The sequence below is a fragment of the Plastoroseomonas arctica genome (assembly GCF_018128965.1).
Taxonomy (GTDB): Bacteria; Pseudomonadota; Alphaproteobacteria; order Acetobacterales; family Acetobacteraceae; genus Plastoroseomonas; species Plastoroseomonas arctica.
Genome location: NZ_JAAEDH010000036.1, coordinates 1 through 20,878 on the forward strand (window position 1 = coordinate 1; position 20,878 = coordinate 20,878).

General features: G+C 71.2%; 22 protein-coding genes. 12 read left to right on the forward strand and 10 right to left on the reverse strand.

The features are described 5' to 3' along the window. The 3 genes from GXW79_RS20475 to hemC form a co-directional block, all read right to left on the reverse strand. Positions 1–920 (reverse strand): hypothetical protein (locus tag GXW79_RS20475; protein ID WP_211876313.1); only part of this gene is annotated, 920 nt, incomplete at its 3' end. A gap of 144 nt (positions 921–1,064) precedes the next feature. After that, complete coding sequence (locus GXW79_RS20480) at positions 1,065–1,760, reverse strand: uroporphyrinogen-III synthase (protein ID WP_211876314.1); 696 nt, start codon at positions 1,758–1,760, stop codon at positions 1,065–1,067. 14 nt (positions 1,761–1,774) lie between these two features. Continuing rightward, positions 1,775–2,764: a hydroxymethylbilane synthase gene (gene hemC / locus GXW79_RS20485; protein WP_408901565.1), complete on the reverse strand. Its 990-nt coding sequence runs from the start codon at positions 2,762–2,764 to the stop codon at positions 1,775–1,777. A gap of 13 nt (positions 2,765–2,777) precedes the next feature. On the opposite strand from hemC, the gene tsaD reads away from it, so the two are divergent. From tsaD to GXW79_RS20530, 9 genes are all read left to right on the forward strand, one after another. Then, on the forward strand, positions 2,778–3,833 hold the full coding sequence (gene tsaD, locus GXW79_RS20490; protein WP_246504187.1) for a tRNA (adenosine(37)-N6)-threonylcarbamoyltransferase complex transferase subunit TsaD: 1,056 nt from the start codon (positions 2,778–2,780) through the stop codon (positions 3,831–3,833). Between the two features lie 166 nt (positions 3,834–3,999). Next, positions 4,000–4,656 (forward strand): hypothetical protein, encoded by a 657-nt coding sequence (locus GXW79_RS20495; RefSeq protein WP_211876317.1) that lies wholly within the window; start codon positions 4,000–4,002, stop codon positions 4,654–4,656. A 57-nt stretch (positions 4,657–4,713) separates the two neighbouring features. Then, on the forward strand, positions 4,714–5,535 hold the full coding sequence (locus tag GXW79_RS20500; protein WP_211876318.1) for an alpha/beta fold hydrolase: 822 nt from the start codon (positions 4,714–4,716) through the stop codon (positions 5,533–5,535). 68 nt (positions 5,536–5,603) lie between these two features. Continuing rightward, positions 5,604–6,425 carry a 23S rRNA (adenine(2030)-N(6))-methyltransferase RlmJ gene (locus GXW79_RS20505; RefSeq protein ID WP_211876319.1) on the forward strand — a complete coding sequence of 274 codons (822 nt, stop codon included), beginning with the start codon at positions 5,604–5,606 and terminating at the stop codon, positions 6,423–6,425. Continuing rightward, the gene (locus GXW79_RS20510) at positions 6,425–7,402 is read left to right on the forward strand and encodes an NAD(P)H-dependent glycerol-3-phosphate dehydrogenase (protein WP_211876320.1); all 978 of its coding nucleotides are present in this window, start codon (positions 6,425–6,427) and stop codon (positions 7,400–7,402) included. Before GXW79_RS20505 ends, GXW79_RS20510 begins: the two co-directional genes overlap by 1 nt. A 57-nt stretch (positions 7,403–7,459) precedes the next feature. Next, positions 7,460–8,491, forward strand: coding sequence for an ABC transporter permease (locus GXW79_RS20515; RefSeq protein ID WP_211876321.1), 1,032 nt, complete (start codon positions 7,460–7,462; stop codon positions 8,489–8,491). Further along, positions 8,492–10,081, forward strand: a complete 1,590-nt coding sequence (locus GXW79_RS20520; RefSeq protein ID WP_211876322.1) for an ABC transporter ATP-binding protein — start codon at positions 8,492–8,494, stop codon at positions 10,079–10,081. It begins immediately after the preceding gene. Further along, complete coding sequence (locus GXW79_RS20525) at positions 10,078–10,542, forward strand: hypothetical protein (protein WP_211876323.1); 465 nt, start codon at positions 10,078–10,080, stop codon at positions 10,540–10,542. Before GXW79_RS20520 ends, GXW79_RS20525 begins: the two co-directional genes overlap by 4 nt. A gap of 2 nt (positions 10,543–10,544) precedes the next feature. Next, positions 10,545–11,477, forward strand: a complete 933-nt coding sequence (locus tag GXW79_RS20530) for a 2-hydroxyacid dehydrogenase (RefSeq protein WP_246504188.1) — start codon at positions 10,545–10,547, stop codon at positions 11,475–11,477. A gap of 60 nt (positions 11,478–11,537) precedes the next feature. On the opposite strand, the gene GXW79_RS20535 is transcribed toward GXW79_RS20530, so the two are convergent. From GXW79_RS20535 to GXW79_RS20545, 3 genes are all read right to left on the reverse strand, one after another. After that, positions 11,538–11,942, reverse strand: coding sequence for a MarR family transcriptional regulator (locus GXW79_RS20535; RefSeq protein ID WP_211876324.1), 405 nt, complete (start codon positions 11,940–11,942; stop codon positions 11,538–11,540). 158 nt (positions 11,943–12,100) lie between these two features. After that, a complete protein-coding gene (locus GXW79_RS20540; RefSeq protein WP_211876325.1) occupies positions 12,101–13,483 on the reverse strand; it encodes a leucyl aminopeptidase family protein in 1,383 nt (460 codons plus the stop codon). An 11-nt stretch (positions 13,484–13,494) separates the two neighbouring features. Next, the gene (locus GXW79_RS20545) at positions 13,495–15,450 is read right to left on the reverse strand and encodes a glycosyltransferase family 2 protein (RefSeq protein WP_211876326.1); all 1,956 of its coding nucleotides are present in this window, start codon (positions 15,448–15,450) and stop codon (positions 13,495–13,497) included. 217 nt (positions 15,451–15,667) lie between these two features. Between GXW79_RS20545 and GXW79_RS20550 the strand changes: the two genes are divergently transcribed. Beyond that, a complete protein-coding gene (locus GXW79_RS20550) occupies positions 15,668–16,135 on the forward strand; it encodes a helix-turn-helix domain-containing protein (RefSeq protein WP_211876327.1) in 468 nt (155 codons plus the stop codon). A gap of 4 nt (positions 16,136–16,139) precedes the next feature. Here GXW79_RS20550 and GXW79_RS20555 read toward each other — a convergent pair whose 3' ends face one another. The 4 genes from GXW79_RS20555 to GXW79_RS20570 form a co-directional block, all read right to left on the reverse strand. Beyond that, positions 16,140–16,922 carry an enoyl-CoA hydratase/isomerase family protein gene (locus tag GXW79_RS20555; RefSeq protein ID WP_246504189.1) on the reverse strand — a complete coding sequence of 261 codons (783 nt, stop codon included), beginning with the start codon at positions 16,920–16,922 and terminating at the stop codon, positions 16,140–16,142. 10 nt (positions 16,923–16,932) lie between these two features. Then, positions 16,933–18,126 carry a glycosyltransferase family protein gene (locus tag GXW79_RS20560; protein WP_211876328.1) on the reverse strand — a complete coding sequence of 398 codons (1,194 nt, stop codon included), beginning with the start codon at positions 18,124–18,126 and terminating at the stop codon, positions 16,933–16,935. Next, positions 18,123–18,725: a DUF4214 domain-containing protein gene (locus GXW79_RS20565; protein ID WP_211876329.1), complete on the reverse strand. Its 603-nt coding sequence runs from the start codon at positions 18,723–18,725 to the stop codon at positions 18,123–18,125. Before GXW79_RS20565 ends, GXW79_RS20560 begins: the two co-directional genes overlap by 4 nt. A 61-nt stretch (positions 18,726–18,786) precedes the next feature. Continuing rightward, the gene (locus GXW79_RS20570) at positions 18,787–19,233 is read right to left on the reverse strand and encodes a nucleoside deaminase (RefSeq protein WP_211876330.1); all 447 of its coding nucleotides are present in this window, start codon (positions 19,231–19,233) and stop codon (positions 18,787–18,789) included. A gap of 124 nt (positions 19,234–19,357) precedes the next feature. Here GXW79_RS20570 and GXW79_RS20575 point away from each other — a divergent pair, with 124 nt between their 5' ends. Both GXW79_RS20575 and GXW79_RS20580 read left to right on the forward strand, forming a co-directional pair. Continuing rightward, positions 19,358–20,080, forward strand: a complete 723-nt coding sequence (locus GXW79_RS20575; RefSeq protein ID WP_211876331.1) for a gamma-glutamyl-gamma-aminobutyrate hydrolase family protein — start codon at positions 19,358–19,360, stop codon at positions 20,078–20,080. After that, the coding region (locus tag GXW79_RS20580; RefSeq protein WP_211876332.1) for a pseudouridine synthase at positions 20,077–20,878 on the forward strand (802 nt) is incomplete at its 3' end. The genes GXW79_RS20575 and GXW79_RS20580, both read left to right, overlap by 4 nt.

Below are 20,878 nucleotides of genomic sequence, written 5' to 3' on the forward strand. Positions count from 1 at the left end.
AAGCCGAGGCGCAGCGCGGCCTCGGTCGGCGGCGCCAGCGTCGCGAAGCGGGCGAGCGGCGCCGGCGGATTGCCCCCGAGTGCCGCCAGCGCCGGGCCCAGCGGCTGCCCGGCATCGAGCCGCGTGGCGATCTGGTTCTGCGCGATCAGGCGCATCGCCCGCGCCTCGCTAGCGCCGATCCGGGTCATGGCGGCCTCCAGCGCGGCGATCCGGCCCGCCATCTCCCGCGCGCGGGTATCGACCGCCTCGAGCGCATTGGCGCGCAATTGGGTGTCTTCGAGCGCTGCGACCTGGCGTGGCAGCGCCTCGAGGGGTGCAAGGCGCTCGCTGAGCGATCCGGCCTGCGCCGCGGCGGCGGTGGTGGCCGCTTCGGCGCGGGCGATCGCCGCGGCATTGGCGCCGATGCGGGCGTCCAGCGGCGCGAGGTCGGGCACCGGGCGTGCCTCGGCTGCGCCGATGCGGCGATCCTGCGCCTCGATCCGGCCGTTGAGAGCTTCGAGCCGCGCCTGCAGCGGCGCGATGTCCGGCGCGGCCCGCGCCTCGATGGTAGCAATGCGCCCCTCCAGCACCGGCAGCGAGGGCGGGTCGGCAGGGCGGCGCGCCTCCAGCGCGGCCAGCCGCTCGGTCAGCGCGCGCACCGCCGGGTCGCCCCCGGCGATCGACGCCGGGCGCGGCGTGGCGATCAGCCAGACGATGGCGAGAAGCAGCACCGCGCCGCCGGCGATCAGCGCAAGGACCGCGGCATCGAAGCGGCGCAGCGGGCGGCTGGTCGCAGGGGCGGCAGGGGCCGGCGGCACGGCGGAGCCAGGAGGCGGCGGCGCAGCGGCCACGGGTGGAGGCGACGCAGGTGGGGACGTCATAGGCGGGGCCGCCGGGGCGGCGGGGATGGCGGGGGGCTGCGGCGTGTCATTCTCGGTCATCGGCTGGCCTCCCGAACGCGATCTCTGCCCATCCCGAAGCCTGCGCTGCAGGCGGCCGGGACAGGGCTCGTGTCACAAGCACATGATCCGGGACTGGAGAACCACCCGGCGCTTCGGCCGGGCGGGCTACGGCCCGGGTCGCGATTATTCGGGCGGCCGCCCCAACATGTCCAGCAAGGCCGCCGGATCGGGTCGCGATGTCGCGCGAATGCAACGCCACGGCAACGAACGGAGCGTCGTGGCGATCCTGGGGCTGAGCGCCAGGGCGTCTATGGCGGTGCATCGCTCTACAAGGCCGGCATCGCGGAATAGTTCCATGATCCGCGTGGCCGAGCGCGGCGAGAAGAACAGCGCGGCGGCGACCATGCCCTGCGCGAGTCCGGCACGGGCGGCCTCGGGCAACGATTCTGCCGGCGCGGCGCGATAGGCGACGCGGCGGAGCACGCGGAAACCCCGCGCCCGCAGCATCGCGGTGAGCGCGGCGCCATAGCCCTCCCCCACCGCAAGCAGCAGCGGCCCGGCGCCGGGATCGAGCCGTTCCGCCACCAGAGCCGCCAGCGCGGCCGCATCGCCCTCCGCCGCGACCACCGTGGGCAGGCCCCGCGCGATGGCGTCCGCGGCGGTCGCCTGCCCCACGGCATAGACGGGCAACGGGGTCCGCGGCAGCGCACGCGCCGCGGCGCGGGAGGCGATCAGCACCGCCTGGATTCGCGGCGGCAGGGCGAAGGGCACGCTGGCAAGCGTCAGTGCGGGCGCGAGCACGGGCGTCCAGCCCAGCGCGGCCACCGCGAGCGCGGTCTCGCTCGCACCCGGCTCGGGGCGGGTGATCAGGACCTGCATCGGCGCGGGCGCCCTCAGCCGAAGATGTCGGCGGGGCAATCGGCGCGCAGGCTTGCGCCGAGCTCCTGCCCGAGCCGCTGCGCGTCGCCGGCCGCGCCATGCAGGGCGCGCTTGAGCAGGAACGACCCGTCGGCGCGGGCGACCAGCCCGGTCAGATGCAGCTCGCCATTGCCGAGCAGGCGGGCATGCCCGCCGATCGGCGTCCGGCAGGAGCCATCGAGTGCCGCCAGCAACGCACGCTCGGCGGTCGAGACAGCGCGCGCCTCGGGGTCCTCGATGCCGGAGAGAAGCTCGTGCAGCTCGGTATCGGTCTCGCGCACGGTGACGCCGACGATCCCCTGCCCCGCCGAGGGCACCATGGCGTCGGGGTCGAGGATGTGGCTCGCGCGATCCTCGAGGCCCAGGCGCCGCAGCCCCGCGAGGGCCAACAGCGTCGCCGCGAATTCCCCGGAGGCGACGCGCGCGAGGCGGGTCTGCACATTGCCGCGGATCAGCGCAATGGCGAGGTCCGGCCGCGCATGCAGCAGCTGCGACTGCCGCCGGACCGACGCGGTGCCGACCAGAGCGCCACCCGGAAGTGCTGAAAAGTCATCGCAGCCCGGCCCGAGCACCACCGCGTCGCGCGCATCCTCGCGCTTGAGCGTGCAGGCGAGCACGATCCCCGGCGGCAGCTCGGTCTCGAGGTCCTTCAGCGAATGCACCGCGAAATCGATCCGGCGGTCGAGCAGCGCCTCGTGGATCTCCTTCGCGAACAGGCCCTTGCCACCGATCTCGGCCAGGCGGCGGTCCTGGATGGCGTCGCCCGAGGTCTGGATGCGGTGCTCCTCGAAGGCGTTCACGTCGCGCAGCACCGGGCAGAACCGGGTGATGAGGTCGAGGAAGACGCGCGTCTGCTGCAAGGCGAGCGGGGAGGCGCGGGTGCCGACTCGCAATGGCAGGGCGCGGCGCTTGTGGCTGGCGGGGCTATCGGGGGACATGGCGGCGTCATAGAAGCTGGGTGCCATGGGCGAAAGTGCCATGAGCAAATCTGAGCGTCCCGTCCGGGTCCTGGGGCTGGAGGCAAGCTGCGACGAGACGGCGGCCGCCGTGCTCGACGGGCAGGGCCGCATCATGGCCGAGGCGGTCCTCAGCCAGGAGGCCGAGCACGCCCGCTTCGGCGGCGTGGTGCCGGAGATCGCGGCGCGCGCGCACCTCGCGGCACTCCCGGGCCTCGCGGCGCGAGTTCTGGACAAGGCCGGGCTTGGCTACGGCGATCTTACAGCGGTCGCCGGCACCGCCGGGCCCGGGCTGATCGGCGGGCTGATCGTGGGAAGCGGCTTCGCCAAGGGCGTGGCGATCGCGCGCGGCATTCCCTTCTTCGCGATCAACCACCTCGAAGGCCATGCGCTGACGGCACGCATCCCGGGCCTGCTGGACCAGCCGCCGCCAGCATTTCCCTACCTGCTGCTGCTGCTCTCGGGCGGGCATTGCCAATGCGTGGCGGTCGAGGGTGTCGGCCGCTATCGCCGCCTGGGCACCACGCTCGACGACGCGGTGGGGGAGGCCTTCGACAAGGCGGCCAAGATGCTCGGCCTGCCCTGGCCGGGCGGGCCGCATCTGGAGCGGCTGGCAGCCCAGGGCGACGCCTCCGTGGTCGCCCTGCCCCGCCCGCTGCTCGGCCGGCAGGGATGCGACTTCTCCTGGAGCGGGTTGAAGACCGCCGTGGCCCAGCGCGTCGCGAAGGGCGATGCGCGCGCCGAGGATATCGCCGCCGGCTTCCAGGCCGCGGTCGCCGCGGTCCTGGCCGACCGCGCCGCGCATGCCCTGGCGATGTTCCCGGCTGCGACCGCGGTGGTGGTCGCGGGCGGCGTCGCGGCCAATGGCGCGGTGCGCGCCGCACTCGCGCGCGCCGCCGCCGCGCGGGGCGTGCCGATGCTCGCCCCGCCGCTGCGCCTGTGCACCGACAATGCGGTCATGATCGCCTGGGCGGCGGTCGAGCGGCTGCACGCCGGGCTGCCCGCCGACAGCCTCGGCCACGCCCCGCGGCCGCGCTGGCCGCTGGAGGAATTGCTGTCCGGTCTGGCGCCGATCTAACGCTGATTTTGCAGCCCCGACGCCGGCGCGCTGGTAGTCTCCCGCCCGGGTTGGAGAGCGCCGGACGATCTGCGCTCGACCCGAAATAGTGCGACCACAAGCCAGTCCGCGCCTGCGTGTACACACCGGCGCGGTTCGACCGCCACCAGCCTGAAGGAACATCGCCATGGAAGCCCCGGCCAAAAGCTTCGTATTCGCCCCCCTCTACAACGAGGCTCCGAAACCCGGCGAGCCGCCGAAGAACGACGCCATCGGCGCCTTCCATCCGGGGATGTCGATCTACAAGAAATTATACGAGGGCATGGGCAAGGAGGTCGTGACCTTCAAGTTCGACAACACCGCTCCCGCCGCGCGCCGCCGCCAGTCCATCCTGGACAAGATGCAGCAGGGTTGCGGGACGCAATGGTACGACGCCATCGTGTATTTCGGGCATGGCTGGAAGGGCGGCCTTGCCTCGGCGGGCTTCAACAATGACAGCCGCGAGGCGCTGACCGACGCCATCTGGCAGTACGGCACGCCGGGCGTGAAGGTGCTGCTCTACGCCTGCTCCTGCGCGATCCCCGGCGGCTATGCCTACAAGATCGCGCAGGACCTCAACATGTTCGCCAATGCCGGGATGGAGGTCTACGGCCACCCGAGCGTGGGCCACAGCTTCACCAACCCGCAGCTGCGCCGCTACCCCTCCAACCAGGGCGAGACCGGCGAGACGGTGTGCCCGGACGGCAAGGTCCAGTCCTGGCTCAAGCTGATGAAGAACGAGAAGTCGGGCTTCTGGGCCCAGGTGCCCTTCATGTCGCGCGAGGAGATCGCCGCGGCGATGTGAGGGAAACTCCTCCATGGCGCCTCCGTTGGGTGGGTTCGAACCAAATGGAGTGCAGTGATGCCAATCGTCCAGACCACCGACGGCACCGACATCTACTACAATGATTGGGGCAGCGGTCCGCCGGTCGTCCTGATCCATGGCTGGCCGCTCGATGCCGACATGTGGGAATACCAGGCGCCGGTGCTGGCCGCCGCCGGCTACCGCGTCATCGCCTATGACCGCCGCGGCTTCGGCCGTTCGGGCCAGCCCTGGTCGGGCTATGACTACGACACCTTTGCGGGCGACCTGAACAGCCTGATGGAAGCGCTGGATCTTCGCGACGCGACGCTGGTGGGCTTCTCGATGGGCGGTGGCGAGGTGGCGCGCTATCTCGGCACACACGGCGGCAGCCGCGTCGCCAAGGCCGTGTTCGTCTCCGCCGTCACGCCCTTCATGCTGCAGACCGGCGACAACCCCGACGGCGTGCCGCAATCGGTGTTCGACGAGATGGTGGACGGGCTGCGCCAGGACCGCCCGAACTTCCTCGCCAGCTTCGGCAAGAAATTCATGGGCGCCGGGCTGCTCAACTTCTCGGTGAGCAGCGAGCTGCTGCAGTGGACCTCGCAGGTGGCGATGCTCGCCTCGCCCAAGGCCACGATCGATTGCGTGCGGGCGTTCTCGACGACCGATTTCCGCGCCGACCTCGCCCGCATCACCGTGCCGACCCTGGTGATCCACGGCGACGGCGACGAGACGGTGCCGATCGACGTGTCGGGCCGCCGCACGGCCGCGATGATCCCGGGCGCGACGCTGCTGGAATACCCCGGCGCCGCGCACGGCCTCTTCTACACCGAGAAGGAACGGCTCAACACCGACCTGCTGGCGTTCCTGCGCGGCTGAACGACCGCGGGGCTTCAATCGCGCGCCACTGTCTGGCGGTGGCGCGCGCGGCGGGGTAAGCGCTCTGCGTGAACTACCGCCATGCCTTCCACGCCGGCAACCATGCGGATTGCTTCAAGCACGCGCTGTTGCTGGCCCTGCTGCGTGGCTTGGCGCGCAAGCCGGCGGCCTTTGCCGTACTCGATGCCCATGCCGGACGCGGCGCCTATGACATGGCCGCGCCGGAGGCTCTGCGCACCGGCGAGGCCGCGCGAGGGGCCGCCCGCCTCGCGCCCGTCCCCGCCCTGGCCGACTACCGCGCGCGGCTCGACGAGGCGGGCTTTCCCGACCATTACCCCGGCTCCCCTGCGCTGATCCGCGCCTTGCTGCGCCCGCAGGACCGCCTGCTCTGCTGTGAGTTGCACCCCGAGGACCACGCCGCGCTGCGCGCGCTGTTCGCCCGCGATGGCCAGGTGGCGGTGCATAAGCGCGATGGGTGGGAAGCGCTGGGCGCGCTGCTCCCCTTCCCCGAAAAGCGCGGCCTGGTCCTGCTCGACCCGCCCTTCGAACGCGAGGGCGAGTTCGAGCGCATGGCCGAAGGCATCGCGCTGGTGAACCGGCGCATGCGCGGCGTGATCATTGCCGCCTGGCACCCGATCAAGCACCGTGCGCCCATCCGCGCCTTCCACCACGCGCTGCGCGAAAGCGGCGTGCGCGACATTCTCGACTGCGCGCTCATGCTGCGTGAGCCGACCGACCCGCAGCGCCTGAACGGCAGCGGCCTGATCGTGGTGAACCCGCCCTTCGGTTTTGCCGCTGAGGCCGCCGCCATTCTCGACGCGCTCCTTGCCTCCCTCGGCGATGGCGAGTCCGGCCAGGGCGTGGCCGTGACCCGGCTGGTGGAGGAGTGATGGCGCGGGTCGCGGTGCTCGGCGCCGGCGCCTGGGGCACCGCGCTGGCGTTGCAGGCGCTGCGGGCCGGCGCCGATGTGGCGCTCTGGGCGCGCGACCCCGGCCGCGCCGCCGCGATGGTCGCGGCCGGTGAGAATACGCGCTACCTGCCAGGCCTGCCGCTGCCACCGGCGCTCCGCGTCACCGCCGATCCCTTGGCGGCGCTGGAAGGCGCCGCGCTCATCCTCCTCGTCGTGCCCGTGCAGGGGCTGCGGGGGGTGCTGTCGATGCTGCCGGACTTCGCCGCTCCGGTGCTGCTCTGTGCGAAAGGCGTCGAGGCCGCGAGCGGGAAGTTCCCGCTAGAGATCCTGGCCGCGCTGCGCCCCGGGGCCGCCGGCATCCTCACCGGCCCCAACTTCGCCGCCGAGGTCGCGCGCGGGCTGCCGGCGGCGGCGGTGATCGCCTCGGCCGATGCCGGGCTGCGCGCCACGGCGCTGACCCTCCTCGCCGGTCCGGGCTTCCGGCTCTACGGCAATGACGACGCGATCGGCGCGCAGGTCGGGGGGGCGGCCAAGAACGTGATCGCCATCGCCGCCGGCGCGGTGATCGGCGCGGGGCTGGGCGAGAATGCGCGCGCCGCGCTGGTCACCCGCGGCCTCGCGGAGCTGTCGCGCCTCACCGTGGCACTCGGAGGGCGGGCGGAGACCGCGGCGGGGCTGTCGGGCCTGGGCGATCTGGTGCTGACCACTGCCGGGACCGCGAGCCGCAACATGTCGCTCGGGATGGCGCTCGGCCGCGGCCAGGCGCTCACCGAGATACTCGCCGGACGTGCCGGTGTCACCGAGGGCGTCGCCACCGCCCCGGCCCTGGTGGCCCGCGCGCGGGCGGCGGGCGTCGAGCTGCCGCTGTGCGAGGCGGTGGCGGAGCTGCTGCAAGGGAGCATCAGCCTGCCCGACGCGATCAGCCGGCTGATGGCGCGCCCGTTGCGGGATGAGTAGGATGGCGGGGATGCACCCCACCATGCCCGACGCCCCGCCGGATCGGACCGCGCGCCGATGACGCCGATCAATGCGCGGCGGCTCGCGAATTTTCGGGCCAACCGGCGCGGCTATGTGTCGCTGTGGGTGTTCGCGGTGCTGTTCTTCGTGACCTTGTTCGCGGAGGTGATCGCCAATGACCGGCCGCTGGTCGCGCGCGTGGACGGGCATCTCTTCTTCCCCGTGCTGGTCGACTACGCGGAGAGCGACATCCTCGAGGACGGGCTGCCGACCGGAGCGGATTGGCACGATCCGGACCTGCTGCGCGCGGTCGCCGAGCGCGGCTGGGCGATCTGGCCGCCGATCCCCTATGCCTATCGCTCGACCGTGCGCGACCTGGGGCAGCCCGCGCCCTCGCCGCCGTCGCTGCGCAACTGGCTCGGCACCGACGACCAGGCGCGCGACGTGCTGGCGCGCGTCATCTACGGTTTTCGGGTGAGCGTGCTGTTCGGCTTCACGCTGACCATTATCAGCTCCATCATCGGCGTCGCCGCCGGCGCGGTGCAGGGTTTCTATGGCGGCGCCACCGACCTGATCTTCCAGCGCTTCATCGAAATCTGGTCGGGGATGCCGCAGCTGTACCTGCTCATCATCCTCGCCTCGATCATCGAGCCCAGCTTCTGGGTGCTGCTCATCTTCCTGCTGCTGTTCTCCTGGATGGGGCTGACCGGCGTCGTGCGCGCGGAATTCCTGCGCGGCCGCAACCTCGACTATGTGCGCGCCGCTCGCGCGCTGGGTGTTTCCGACGCCCGGCTGATGGCGCGCCACATCCTGCCCAACGCCATGGTCGCGACCCTCACCTTCCTGCCCTTCACGCTGTCGGGCAGCGTGACCGTGCTCGCGAGCCTGGATTTCCTCGGCTTCGGGCTGCCGCCCGGCGCCGCCTCGCTCGGCGAGCTGGTGAACCAGGGCAAGAACAACCTTCAGGCGCCGTGGCTCGCGATGACGGGCTTCCTCGTGCTCGGCACCATGCTGACCTTGCTGATCTTCGTGGGCGAGGCGGTGCGCGACGCCTTCGACCCGCGCAAGCTGCCGGGGGGCCAAGGCTAGATGGCATTGCTGGATGTGCGCGACCTCGCCGTGGCCTTTCGCGGCACGCGCGTGGTGCACGGCGTCTCCTTCACGGTCGAGGCCGGCGAGACGGTCGCGCTGGTGGGCGAGAGCGGGTCCGGCAAATCCGTCACCGCGCTGTCCTGCCTGCAATTGCTGCCCGCGGCGGGATCCAACCCGGCGGGCAGCATCCTGCTCGACGGCGTCGACGTGCTGCGCGCGCCCGAGCGCGAGTTGCAGCGGCTGCGCGGCGGCGTTGCGGGGATGGTGTTCCAAGAGCCGATGACCTCGCTCAACCCGCTGCACAGCATCGGCCGCCAGGTGGGCGAGGCGGTCACGCTGCACCAGCCACTCTCCGGCAACGCGCTGCGCGCCCGCGTGGTGGAGCTGCTCACCCGCGCCGGCTTCCCCGAGGCCGAGGCGCGGCTCGCGGCCTTCCCGCACCAGCTCTCCGGCGGGCAGCGCCAGCGCGTGATGATCGCCGCGGCCCTGGCGAACGACCCGAAGCTGCTGATCGCCGACGAGCCCACCACCGCGCTTGACGTCACCATCCAGGCGCAGATTTTGGAACTGCTCGCGCGGCTGAAGCGCGAGCTGTCCATGGCGATGCTGCTCATCACCCATGACCTCGCGATCGTGCGCCGCCACGCCGACCGCGTGGTGGTGATGAAGGATGGCGTGGCCGTCGAACAGGGCCGCGTGGCGGAGGTCTTTGGCAACCCGGCACACGCCTACACGCGCATGCTGCTGGCGACCGAGCCGCGCGGGCGGCCGCCAGCGATCGCCGCCGGTGCGCCAGAAATCCTGCGCGCCGAGAATCTGCGCGTGCACTTCCCGATCCGCCGCGGGGTGCTGCGCCGCGTGGTCGCGACGGTGAAGGCGGTGAACGGCGTCACCCTCTCCGTGCGCGAGGGCGAGACGCTGGGCGTCGTGGGCGAGAGCGGGTCCGGCAAAACCACGCTCGGCCTCGCGCTGCTGCGCCTCGCCCCCAGCGAGGGCGCGATTCGCTTCGAAGGCCGCGCCATCGAGGCGCTGAACCGAAGCGCGATGCGCCCGCTGCGGCGGCGGCTTCAGGTGGTGTTCCAGGACCCCTACGGCTCGCTGTCCCCGCGCATGTCCGTCGCCGACATCGTGGGCGAGGGCCTGGCCGTGCACGAACCCGGCCTCAACGCCGCCCAGCGAGCGCGCGCCGTCGCGCAGGCGCTGGATGAGGTGAATCTCGACCCCGCCACTGCCGAGCGCTACCCGCATGAATTCTCCGGCGGCCAACGCCAGCGCATCGCCATCGCGCGCGCCCTGGTGCTCAAGCCCCGCTTCCTGGTGCTCGACGAGCCGACCTCAGCACTCGACGTCTCGGTGCAGGCGCAGGTCGTCGATCTGCTCCGAGCGCTCCAGGCCAGGCACGCGCTCGCCTACCTGTTCATCAGCCACGATCTGCGCGTGGTCCGCGCCATGGCGCACCGCATCGCGGTGATGAAGGACGGCGTGGTGGTGGAGGAAGGCGAGGCCGAGGCGGTGGTCGCGGCCCCCACCCAGCCCTATACGAGGGCGCTGATGGCTGCGGCATTCGAACTGGCGGCGGTGACGTGAACGAGCTCGAACGATTGAAGGCGCTGCTGGACTCCGGGTTGGTGAAGCTCGGCGTGCATATCCGCAAGGCGAATTCCCCCGGCAGCCCGGTCTACCAGGCCTGGGAGAATGTCTGGCCGGCGGGGTCCGTCGTGCTGGCGAGCTTCGCCGCGACCGCGCTGGTCCATTACTACCTTGGCTTCGCGATCCTGCTCGCGGGTGGCTTGTGGTGGATCACGAAGCTGCATCCCAAGGTGAAGGATGGCGTGTTCGATCGCACCGCCGCTTTCGTCCTGGCGCGCGAACAGAACATGGATGCGCTGTGGGCGCGCGGCTGGCTCACCCTCTACGCCAAGCTCGACGACGGCACCGAGCTGGTCGCGACGCGGCGCGAGAGCTGGCGCGATTTCGTGGGTCGAGTCGAGGCGGCGCGCGCGGCGCTGTCCGCCGCGACACCGAGCGCTGAACTGGCGGAGGGCTGAGCATGGCGGTGCTGTTGTCGATGAAGCCGCATCTGATGGCGGCCTGGCGGGATGCGATGCTCGCACTCGACCCCACGCTCGACATCCGCATGTTCCCCGACACCGGCGCACCGGAGGCGATCGAGGCCGCGGTGTGCTGGTCCTCGCACGACATGGCGGAGCTGCGTCGTTACCCGAACCTGAAGCTCATCTGCTCGATGGGCGCCGGCGTGGACCACCTGCTGCGCCCGCCCGGCCCGCCGCCGGGCATCCCGGTGGCGCGGCTGGTCGACACGATGCTGACGACGCAGATGGGCGAATGGGTGCTGTTGAACGTGCTGCGCTTCCATCGCCAGGACCTGGACTACCGCGCGCAGCAGCAGGCGCGCGTATGGGATGAGCTGGACGCACCGGTCACGGCGACGCGCAGCGTCGGCATTCTCGGGCTGGGCGCGTTGGGCAGCCATGCGGCGGGGATGATCCGCGCGGTGGGCTTCCCGGTCTGCGGTTGGTCGCGCCGTGCGAAGTCCCTGCCGGGTGTAACCTGCTTCGACGGCGACGCGGGGCTCGATGCGATGGTGGCCCAGACGGACATCCTGGTCTGCCTGCTGCCGCTGACGCCGGCCACGCGAGGCGTCATCGATGCTCGGCTACTAGCCCGACTTCCGACGGGCGCCTTCGTCATCAACGGCGCCCGCGGCGGCCATGTGGTGGATGCCGATCTGCTCGCCGCGATAGACGCCGGGCACATCGCTGGCGCCGCACTCGACGTGTTCGAGCCTGAGCCGCTTCCGACCGATCACCGCTACTGGTCGCACCCACGCGTCGTGATGACCCCGCACGCCGCGAGCATCACCATCCCTGCCAGCGCAGCGCCGCAGGTGGTCGAGAACATCCGCCGAGCCCGCACGGGCGAGCCTCTTCTGAACCTGGTGGATTTCTCCACCGGTTATTGAAGGGGCAGCCCCCGTGCAGCGCGGCACCAGGGTGGACGGATGTCCACCCCGGCAGGCGCGTCACATCGCGCGGCGGGTCTGGGCGACCTCGGTATTCGCCGCCTCGGTGTATTCCATCTCGCGCGTGGTCGTCTCGGCTTCCACCATGATGTCCTGCATCGCGCGCAGGAAATCGGTGCCCTTCACGGTGCGCTGCACGAGCACGGAACGGCGATCCATCGGATCCACCTTGCGCCTCGCCAGGTCGAGCTCACCCAGACGATCGAGCGCGCGGGTGATGGCAGGCTTGGAGACGTTGAGCTCCGCGGCCAGGCCACGCACCGTGTGCGGTCCGTCGTTCAGGTACACCGTGAGGAACACGCCGAGCTGGCGTGCCGAGAGATCCGGGCCGTCGCGGCGAACGAGCGCCACGACCGTGTCCCGCAGGATGCCGACCAGTTGGTCGGCGTTGGCTTGCATAGGCATCTTTCACTCCTTGTCCTGGCCTTCCCTCCATCGCACCGTCGCGGGCGCAGTGATGTTGGGACAGGCGGTCCGACTGTGTGTCTTGCGACACCGATTGCGGGCGTTTCACTTGACGCCCTAGGTTTTCGATTCGCAACAAAATCATTGCAATCCTGAGACTACAAATTTAGCCCGCATCCGAATTGTTTCGCAAGTGCTGCGTATACCGCGCGCAGCGTTTGCGCCTCTCCGCCTTCGGGACGGCCCGGTCGGGGCGCGTCATTCCAGCCGTAGACATCCAGATGCGCCCATGGCTGGCCCGGAGGTACGAAGCGTCGCAGAAACAACGCAGCGGTCACCGCGCCCGCCAGGGGCTTTGATCCCACATTGCTTAGATCGGCCGTAGGGTTCTCAAGCCAAGAGTCGTAACCGTCGTGTAAAGGTAATTGCCAGACACCATCCTGAGAGGACAGCGCGGCGTCCCGTATGAACGTCCCCAGAACAGGATCGTTGCAGAACAACGCCGGCAGGTCGGGGCCGAGCGCAACGCGCGCCGCGCCCGTCAGCGTTGCCGCGTCGATGATCACGGCGGGGTTCCGTTCGGCCGCGTAGGCGAGCAGATCGGCCAGCACCAGGCGCCCCTCGGCATCCGTATTGCCGATCTCAACTGTGAGCCCCTTGCGCGTCCGTAACACGTCCATCGGGCGCATGGCACAACCGGAGATGGAATTTTCCACCGCGCCTACCAACAAAATCAACTTGATAGGCAGCCTCGCTCGCATGATGGCGGCAGCAAGCCCGACCATGATCGCGGCGCCACCCATGTCCTTCTTCATCCGCAGCATGCCGGCGGAGGGCTTGAGGTCGAGGCCGCCGGTGTCGAAGCACACCCCCTTGCCGCACAGCGCCACCAGTGGCGCACCCTCGATGCCGCTGTCCCACTCGAGGATCGCGAGCTTCGGCGCGCGGGGGCTACCGGCACCGACGGCGAAAAGCGCGGGGAAACCCGCTGCCAGGGCGTCCGATCCGATCACGCTGAATTGCGCATTGTGACAGGCCGCAAGCGCCTCCACGGCGCCCACCAGCTCATCCGGGCCCAGGTCCGCGGCCGGCGTGTTGATAAGGTCGCGCGCCGCGATGACGGAGTCGGCGAGGATCAGCGCCTCCTTCGCGCCTTCGGGCAGCACCAGCCTGGCCGGCATCCGCTTGCGCGCCGCATAGCGGGTGAAGCGATAGGCGCCGAGTGCCCAGCCCAAGGTGGCGGGGGCGGCCGCGGCCGGATCCGCAAGTTGCCAGGCCGTGTCGGGCGGCAGCGACAGCGGCGCCGCGCCCCAGGCCCAGAGCTCCTCGCTTTCGCCGAGCCCCAGCACGGCACCGGCAAGACCATCGGCCGCGGGCAACAGCCCCGTTTCCCCGAACTTCGCGGCAAACCCGCTGGCGCGGAGGAAGGCAGCCTGGGGCGCGGGCAGGGTATCGAGGAAGGCGGCGAGCCCGGCCGGGCGCAGAGGGTGGATCGGCCGGGCATCCGCCGCCGCCGCGACGAGCCCCTCGGGCAGGGTCATGGCGGGGGCGCTCATGCGGCGCTCCGCGCGTCGGGCGGTGCGCACGGGGCTTCCTTGATGAAGTCGCGCCACGGCTTCACGCGGCGTGTGGGAAAGGCGAGCTGTCCGTCGAGCACGCTGAGCGAGAGGTTCGGATTCCAGTAGGGATCCTGGTCCAGCGCAGCACCCCATCGATCGCGCATCACGCGCACCTCCGCCATGAAGCGCTCGCGATGCTCGGGACGGAGGTCGTCGCCGCGGGTCGCGGATTCCAGATGATACAGCTCGGCCGCCGGTGCATAGAGGTTGCGGTAGCCGGCCTCGCGGATGCGCAGGCAGAGATCGACATCGTTGAACGCGACGGCGAGGTTCGCCTCGTCGAAGCCGCCGACCTCGTCGAGGATGGCCCGGCGCACCGCAAGGCAGGCGGCGGTCACCGCCGAGACGCTGCGCGTCACCACGTAGGTGGCGAAGGGGCCGGGATCGTCCGGGGCGGCAAGGCCGCCATAATGGCCCGCGACACCGCCCGGAAAGCCGACCCCGAGCACGTCGCCGCAATGCTGCAGGCGGCCATCGGCGAACAGCAGCCGCGCACCGACCGCGCCGATCCCAGGACGCAGCGCGTGGGTGACCATCTCGCGCAGCCAGCCGGGGCCGATGACGTCGATATCATTGTTGAGGAAGACGATGACCTCGCCGCGCGCCTCGCGCAGCGCCTGGTTGTTGAGGCGGGAAAAATTGAACGGGCCGGGCAGCGGCAGCACGCGCACGCCATGCGCCTTGCGCAGGTTTTCGAACAGCGCGAGCGTCGCCCGCTCGACGCTGCCGTTGTCGGCGATGATGATCTCGAGCGCGGGGTAGTCCGTGCGTGAAACGACGCCCTCGACGCAGGTCCGCAGCAATTTGGCGCGGTCGCGCGTCGGGATGATGACGGAGACGAGTGGCGGCTTGGTGGGAAAGGCAAACACCACCCGGTTGAAGATCGGCGCGAGCGGCGCGCGTTCGATCCGCGCACCGACGACGCCGCTCGCCGCCAGGTGATCCGCCACCGCGCGCGAGGAGGCGGCCACGCAGCGCTCCATCTCGGATTCCGAAAACGACGCAACGCCGGATTGCTGCCGCCAGTGGTAGAGCACCGCGGGGATGTGGCGCACGCGCGCGGCGCCGCAATGCCGCGTCGCCCGCAGCGCCAGGTCATGATCCTGGCTGCCTTCGAAGCCATCGCGGAAGCCGCCGATTTCGGTCATCAGATCGCGTCGATAGGCGCCCAGATGCGAAACGAGGTTTTGCGCGAGCAGCAGGTCGGGGTCGAAATCCGGCTTGAAGTAGGGGCGTGAGCGGTTGCCGTGATTGTCCGCGTGATCCTCGTCGCTGTAGATCACCGCGGCATCCGGATGCGCGGCGACCTCGGCGGCAATCTCGTATAGCGCGGAGGGCGGCAACAGGTCGTCATGGTCCATGAGCGCGACCCACTCGCCGGTCGCGAGCGCGAGCGCCGTGTTGCTGGCCGCGCAGATATGGCCATTGACGGCGCGACGCTCGACCCGGATCCGGGCGTCGCGCGCGGCGGCCTCGGCGAGCACCCGCGCGACATGGGGCGCCGGTGAGGCGTCGTCAGCGATGCAGAGCTGCCAATGCGGCCAGAGCTGCGCCTCGACCGATGCGATCGCGGCGCGCAGGAACGGCTCGGGCGTATTGTACACCGGCATCACCACCGAAATCAGCGGCTTGGCGCCCAGCGTCGCGATATGCGCGGCGATTGCGGCAAGGTCCTGCGGCGCCAGCGTCTCCTCGATGCGAACCCAATCGCGATAGCGAGACGCGAATCGATCGGCGAGTTCGCGCAGCAATGGACGCAGAAGCGGGCGCAGCAACGGCAACACGCTGCGCCGCAGATGCGGATGCCGGTGCGACCATCGCCGCAGGACGCCCAGGCTTTCGCGAACCCAGCGGCGCAACCTCGCGGGGATTGTCGTCGTCTCCGGCAATGGCTCATCCCGTACAAGGCCGCGTCCCAGAACGGCGCGCGGCGGCGGCGCTCCTCGCCGTTCTATAACGAGGCACTCCGGGCCTTGATAGGGCACCGCCGGAGACGCATCGCCCCGGCGAAGATAAATCCCGCGCCAGCATGCGCTCGTGAGGAGAACCTTTACCGTTCCGGCTGCAACACTGTCGCCAGACGACATTCTCCGGAGTTCCATCGCCATGCCGATTCAACCGGATTCCGCCCGCGCCCCTGCCGCCAAGCCGCGGGTCGCGGCCGGTGCCACGCCGGAGCGCAACAGCCAGCGCGCCAGTGCGGCGGACCATCATGTCGGATCGCGCATCCGCGAACGGCGCGTGATGATGGGCCTGTCGCAACAGCAGCTGGCAGGAATGATCGGCGTCACCTACCAGCAGGCGCACAAGTATGAGCGTGGGCTCAACCGCATTTCGGCCGGCCGACTGTTCGAAATAGCGGGCGTGCTCGCCGTGCCGGTCTCCTGGTTCTTCGATGGGTTGCAGGACGGTGCCGACCCCAAGGCGCTGTCACCGCGCCAGCGCATGGGCCTCGAGCTCGCGCGCAACTTCGCGCTGATTGACAACGAGAAGCACCAGGAGGCGCTGAGCCAGATGGCGCGCGCGCTGGCCGCCCAGGCTGCGGCCGCGAAGGCGGGTGCCACGCCGCGCTGAACCCTCAGCGGCCGCGGAATACCGGCTTGCGCTTCTCCAGGAAGGCGCGGGCGGCATCGGCGAAATCCTCGGTATAGGCGAAGGCGCCCTCGGCCGCGCGATCCTGCGCCGAGATCGGCAGCGGCCCGCGCAGCTTCTGCAGCGCCTGCTTGTGGAAGCGCGCCGAGAGTGGCGAACCCTCCGCGATGCGGCCCGCCAGCGACGACGCCTCCGCATGCACGCTGCCATCGGCGACCAGGCGGGATAACAGGCCCACGCGCAGCGCCTCCTCGCCGGTGAAGACGCGGCCTTCGATCAGCAGCTCCGCCGTCACCGCGTAGCCGACCGACTGCATGATCGGATCGATCTCCTCATAGGCGTAGAAGATGCCGAGCTTGCGCGCGGGGATGCCCATGCGCGTCGCCGCCGAGCCCACGCGGAAATCGCACATCGTCGCGATGCCGCACCCGCCGCCCATGGTCCAGCCGGAACACGCCGCGATGGTCGGGTGCAGGCAGCTGCGGATCGCCTGGAAGGCGCCGTGCAGTTCGCGCCCATAGACCGCCTCGCGCTCGGGCGTGCCCCGCTCGCGCGCGAAGGCGGCGATGTCGGCGCCGGCGCAGAACGCCTCCTCGCCGGCACCGCGGATGATGACGGCGCGCAGGCCCGTGTTCGCCGAGGTCGCGGACAGCGCCTCGCCGAGCGCGATCCACATCGGCAGGTCGAGCGCGTTGCGCTTCGGCGCGCGGTCGATGATCACCGTGGCGATCTCGCCTTCGACCGTGGTGCGGATCATCTCGTGCGGCATGGCGAACTCCTCAATGCAGCCTCATCGCATGCACGCCGCGCAGATAGGCGAGCGCGGCCCGCTCCGGGCTGCGGTTCTGACGCAGATAGGACCGCGCCTCGCTGGCGATGAAGCCGCCGCGGGTTGCCATGCCCAGCAACTCGGATGCGGCGGCGGCGAGTTGGGCGGCCGCGTTCTCGGCATAGGGCACGCACAGGGCGAGCGGCCGCGACAGCATCGCCGCCGGCCCATGGCGATAGCCCACCACCGGCAGCCCTGCGGCGAGGCTGGCATCGATCAGGGCGCTCGCCGCGCCGGTCGAGAATGGATCGAGGTCGAGCACCACGTCCGCGGCGGGTAGGCCATGGCGTATCGTCTCGGCGCCGGCGCGCACCACATCGTCGCAGCCGCGCATCTCGGCCTGGCGCGCGAGCGCGGGACAGGGGCCGTCCGAGACCAGGCATGCATTCGGGTGGCGCTGGCGGAGGGCGCGCAGCACGGAGATCGCGCCCATCGGATCGGCCGATCCGGCGGCGACGAGCAGCACGGCGGCATTGCCCGGCAGCCCGAGCGCGCTGCGCGCCGCGATGCGCGAGACCTGGCTGGGCGCGCTGCCGGACGGGTCGACGGCGCGGCAGCCAACCTGCACATCGAGGCCGGGACGCACGCGCAGCCGGGCCGCTGCCGCGGCGCCATGCACCACGGCGCCGCGCGCCCTGCTCAGCAACGCCGCGGTCATCGGCAGCACGGAGCGACGCAGAACGACGTCCAGTCCACGCAACCGCGCGCGCGCGATGGCGGTGCCGGCCGGCCCGGCTTCCGCCGTGCAGGCGGCGGCATAGGCGGCGCCGTCGCCGGCGCCGAGGGTCTCCGCCTCGACCAGCCCATGCAGCGAGAGGTCGTTCAGCACGAGCAATCCGCCGCCCCCGCGTGCCAGATCCAGCACGAAGCGGTGCGCCGGATGGTCGCCGAGCTCGAAGACGCGCGGCAAGGCCCGCAAGGCGGCGCTGGCGGCGAAGGCGTCCGGCCCCACCACGTCGATGCCCGGCGGCACCGGCCAGGCCATGCTTTCTGGCGAGGCCACCAACAGCCGGATCCGCATATCCTGCGCGAGCACCGGCAGCAGGGCCGCGAGGCTGGTCGCGGCGGGCGCGGCGCCAAAGCGCGCGGGGTCGTCCAGGGCCGCCGGGGGCGGTGCCGCCAACAGGATCTCGGGCGCGCTCACCCGCCGTGCTGGCCGCGTTCGAGCGCGACCAGCCGCGCCTCGAGGCCGGCAAGACCGAGCGCGAAGAGGGCGTCGATCTGCTGCGCGACATCCTCGAGCAGGCTGGCGCTGGGTGGCGCCTCGGGGGTGGTTGTGACGGCCCCGCGCTCGCTGCGCAGCGCAGCGATCTCGGCTTCGAGCTGCGATACTTTCGCGCGCAGCGACGCGACCTCGGCGGCGATGGTGGCGAGCGGCGCGACGGGTCCTGGTGCCGGCGCCTGGGAGGGTGCCGCGAACGGTGCAGGTGGGGGAACCGCGGGCGGTGCGGGCCGGGGCGCCACGGTGGGCGGCGGCGAAACGGCGGGGATAGGCGGCGCCGCCTCCGCAGCGGCCGGCTCGCCATCCGGGAAGACCACCTCGACGTCGAGCTTGCGCGCTTCCTCGCTGCGCGCCACGTCGCGAATCACCAGGCTGCGTGCCTCCGGCTTGCCGTCGATGCGCGCAAGATAGTGGCTGTAGCCGTCGCGGTCCGGCCAGCGGTCGAGCACATGGGTGTAGAGGCGGACCAGGAATTCATGGTCGTCGCCGCCTTCGAGTTCCGAGGCGAGGATGCGTTTCATGCTGGCTTGCCGTTCGACACGTAGACTTGATCATGCATTGAGGACGCTCGCGGCGCCTGGGTCAACCACGCAGGCGGGCGAAGAAATCCTGCAGCAGCGCGGCGCATTCGGCCTCGCGATGGCCGCCGGTCACCTCGGGTGCGTGATGGCAGGAGGTCGCGCGGAACACGCGGGCGCCGTGGTCGACGCCGCCCGACTTCGGATCATAGGCGCCGAAGGCCACGCGCGCCACGCGGAACAGGCTGGCCGCCTGGGCGCACATCGGGCAGGGCTCCAGCGTCACGGTCAGCGTGCAGCCCGGCAGCCATTTCCGGCCCAGCCGTTCGGCGGCGGCACGCAGGGCCAGGATTTCGGCGTGGGCGGAGGGGTCCCGCCGCGCCTCGACCTCATTCCCGGCGGCGGCGAGGACCTGGCCTTCCGCATCCGTGACCACGGCGCCGACCGGCACCTCGCCGCGCGCGCCGGCGGCGCGGGCCTCGGCCAGAGCCCGCTCGATGGGGGTCAGCATCTCTTGCGGGTAGGGCACGACGACGAGGCTAAGCGATCTCGCGCGGCAGGAAAATCGCGTTCATGCACGGCCCCGCGCAGCCCGCCCTTGCCCCCGGCCCCCCCTGGCCTCTACCACCGCCCGCATGACCCACCCTCCCCTCATCGGCGTGACGCTCGATGCAGAGCAGCCCGGCGGCTACTCCAAGCTGCCCTGGTACGCGCTGCGCCAGAACTACTTCTCCGCCATCGCCGAGGCCGGCGGCCTGCCCATGGCCCTGCCCCACCACCCCGACCTCGCCGAGGCCTATCTGGACCGTATTGCCGGCCTCGTCGTCACCGGCGGCGCCTTTGATGTGGACCCCGCACTCTACGGCGGCGGCGCGCAGCATGAGACGGTGGTCCTCAAGGCCGGGCGCACAGATTTCGAACTCGCGATGGTGCGCGGGGCGCTGGCGCGCGACATGCCAGTGCTGGGCATCTGCGGCGGGCAGCAGCTGCTGGCGGTGGTCCTGGGCGGCACGCTGATCCAGCACATCCCCGACGCTGTGCCCGACGCACTGCCGCACGAGCAACCCAACCCGCGCACCGAGCCGGGGCATGAGATCGCGATCGCTGAGGGCACGCTGCTGGCGCGCGTCGCGGGCGTGGCGCGCATGGCGGTGAACAGCGCGCATCACCAGGCGGTCGCCTCCGTTGGCGCTGCAAGCGTGGTGAACGCGCTGGCACCCGACGGCGTCATCGAAGGCATCGAGAGCACCGCGCACCGCTTCGCACTCGGCGTGCAGTGGCACCCGGAATACGCGGTCGACCCGCAGGACATGGCCATCCTCCGCGCCTTCGTCGCGGCCTGCGGCGAAGCCCGATGAGCGAGACGGAGGACGAAGCCCCCGGCCCGCGCGGCGAGCGCATCGCGAAGTGGCTCGCCCGCTCCGGCGTCGCCTCGCGCCGCGACTCCGAGGCGCTGATCGCCGAAGGCCGCGTGCGCATCGAGAACAAGGTCGTCACCACGCCCGCCACCTTCATCAAGCCCGGCGACCTCGTCACCGTCGACGGCAAGATGGTCGCCGAGCCCGAGCGCACGCGGCTGTTCCGCTACCACAAGCCCGCGGGCCTGGTGACCACGCATCGCGACCCCGAAGGCCGGCCCACCGTCTTCGAGAACCTGCCGCAGGGTCTGCCGCGCTTGGTCAGCGTCGGCCGGCTCGACCTCAATTCCGAAGGTCTGCTGCTGCTTACCAATGACGGCGCGCTGGCGCGCAAGCTGGAATTGCCCGCCAATGGCTGGCTGCGCCGCTACCGCGCGCGGGTGCATGGCGAGGTGGATGAACGGGCGCTGGCGGCGCTGGCCAACGGCCTGACCATCGAGGACATCGCCTATGGCCCGATCGAGGCCGGCCTCGACTCGCGCCAGGGCACCAATTCCTGGCTGACCGTGGCGCTTCGCGAAGGCAAGAACCGCGAGATCCGGCGCGTGATGGCCTTCCTCGGCCTGGGCGTGACGCGGCTGATCCGCGTCGCCTATGGACCCTTCCAACTCGGCTTGCTGCCCAAGGGCGCGGCGGAGGAGGTGAACGCCAAGGTGCTGCGCGAACAGCTCGGGCTCGACGCGCCGCCGCGCCGGCAGGCGGCCCCGCCGCCGCCCGCTCCGGCGCCCGACCCCGACG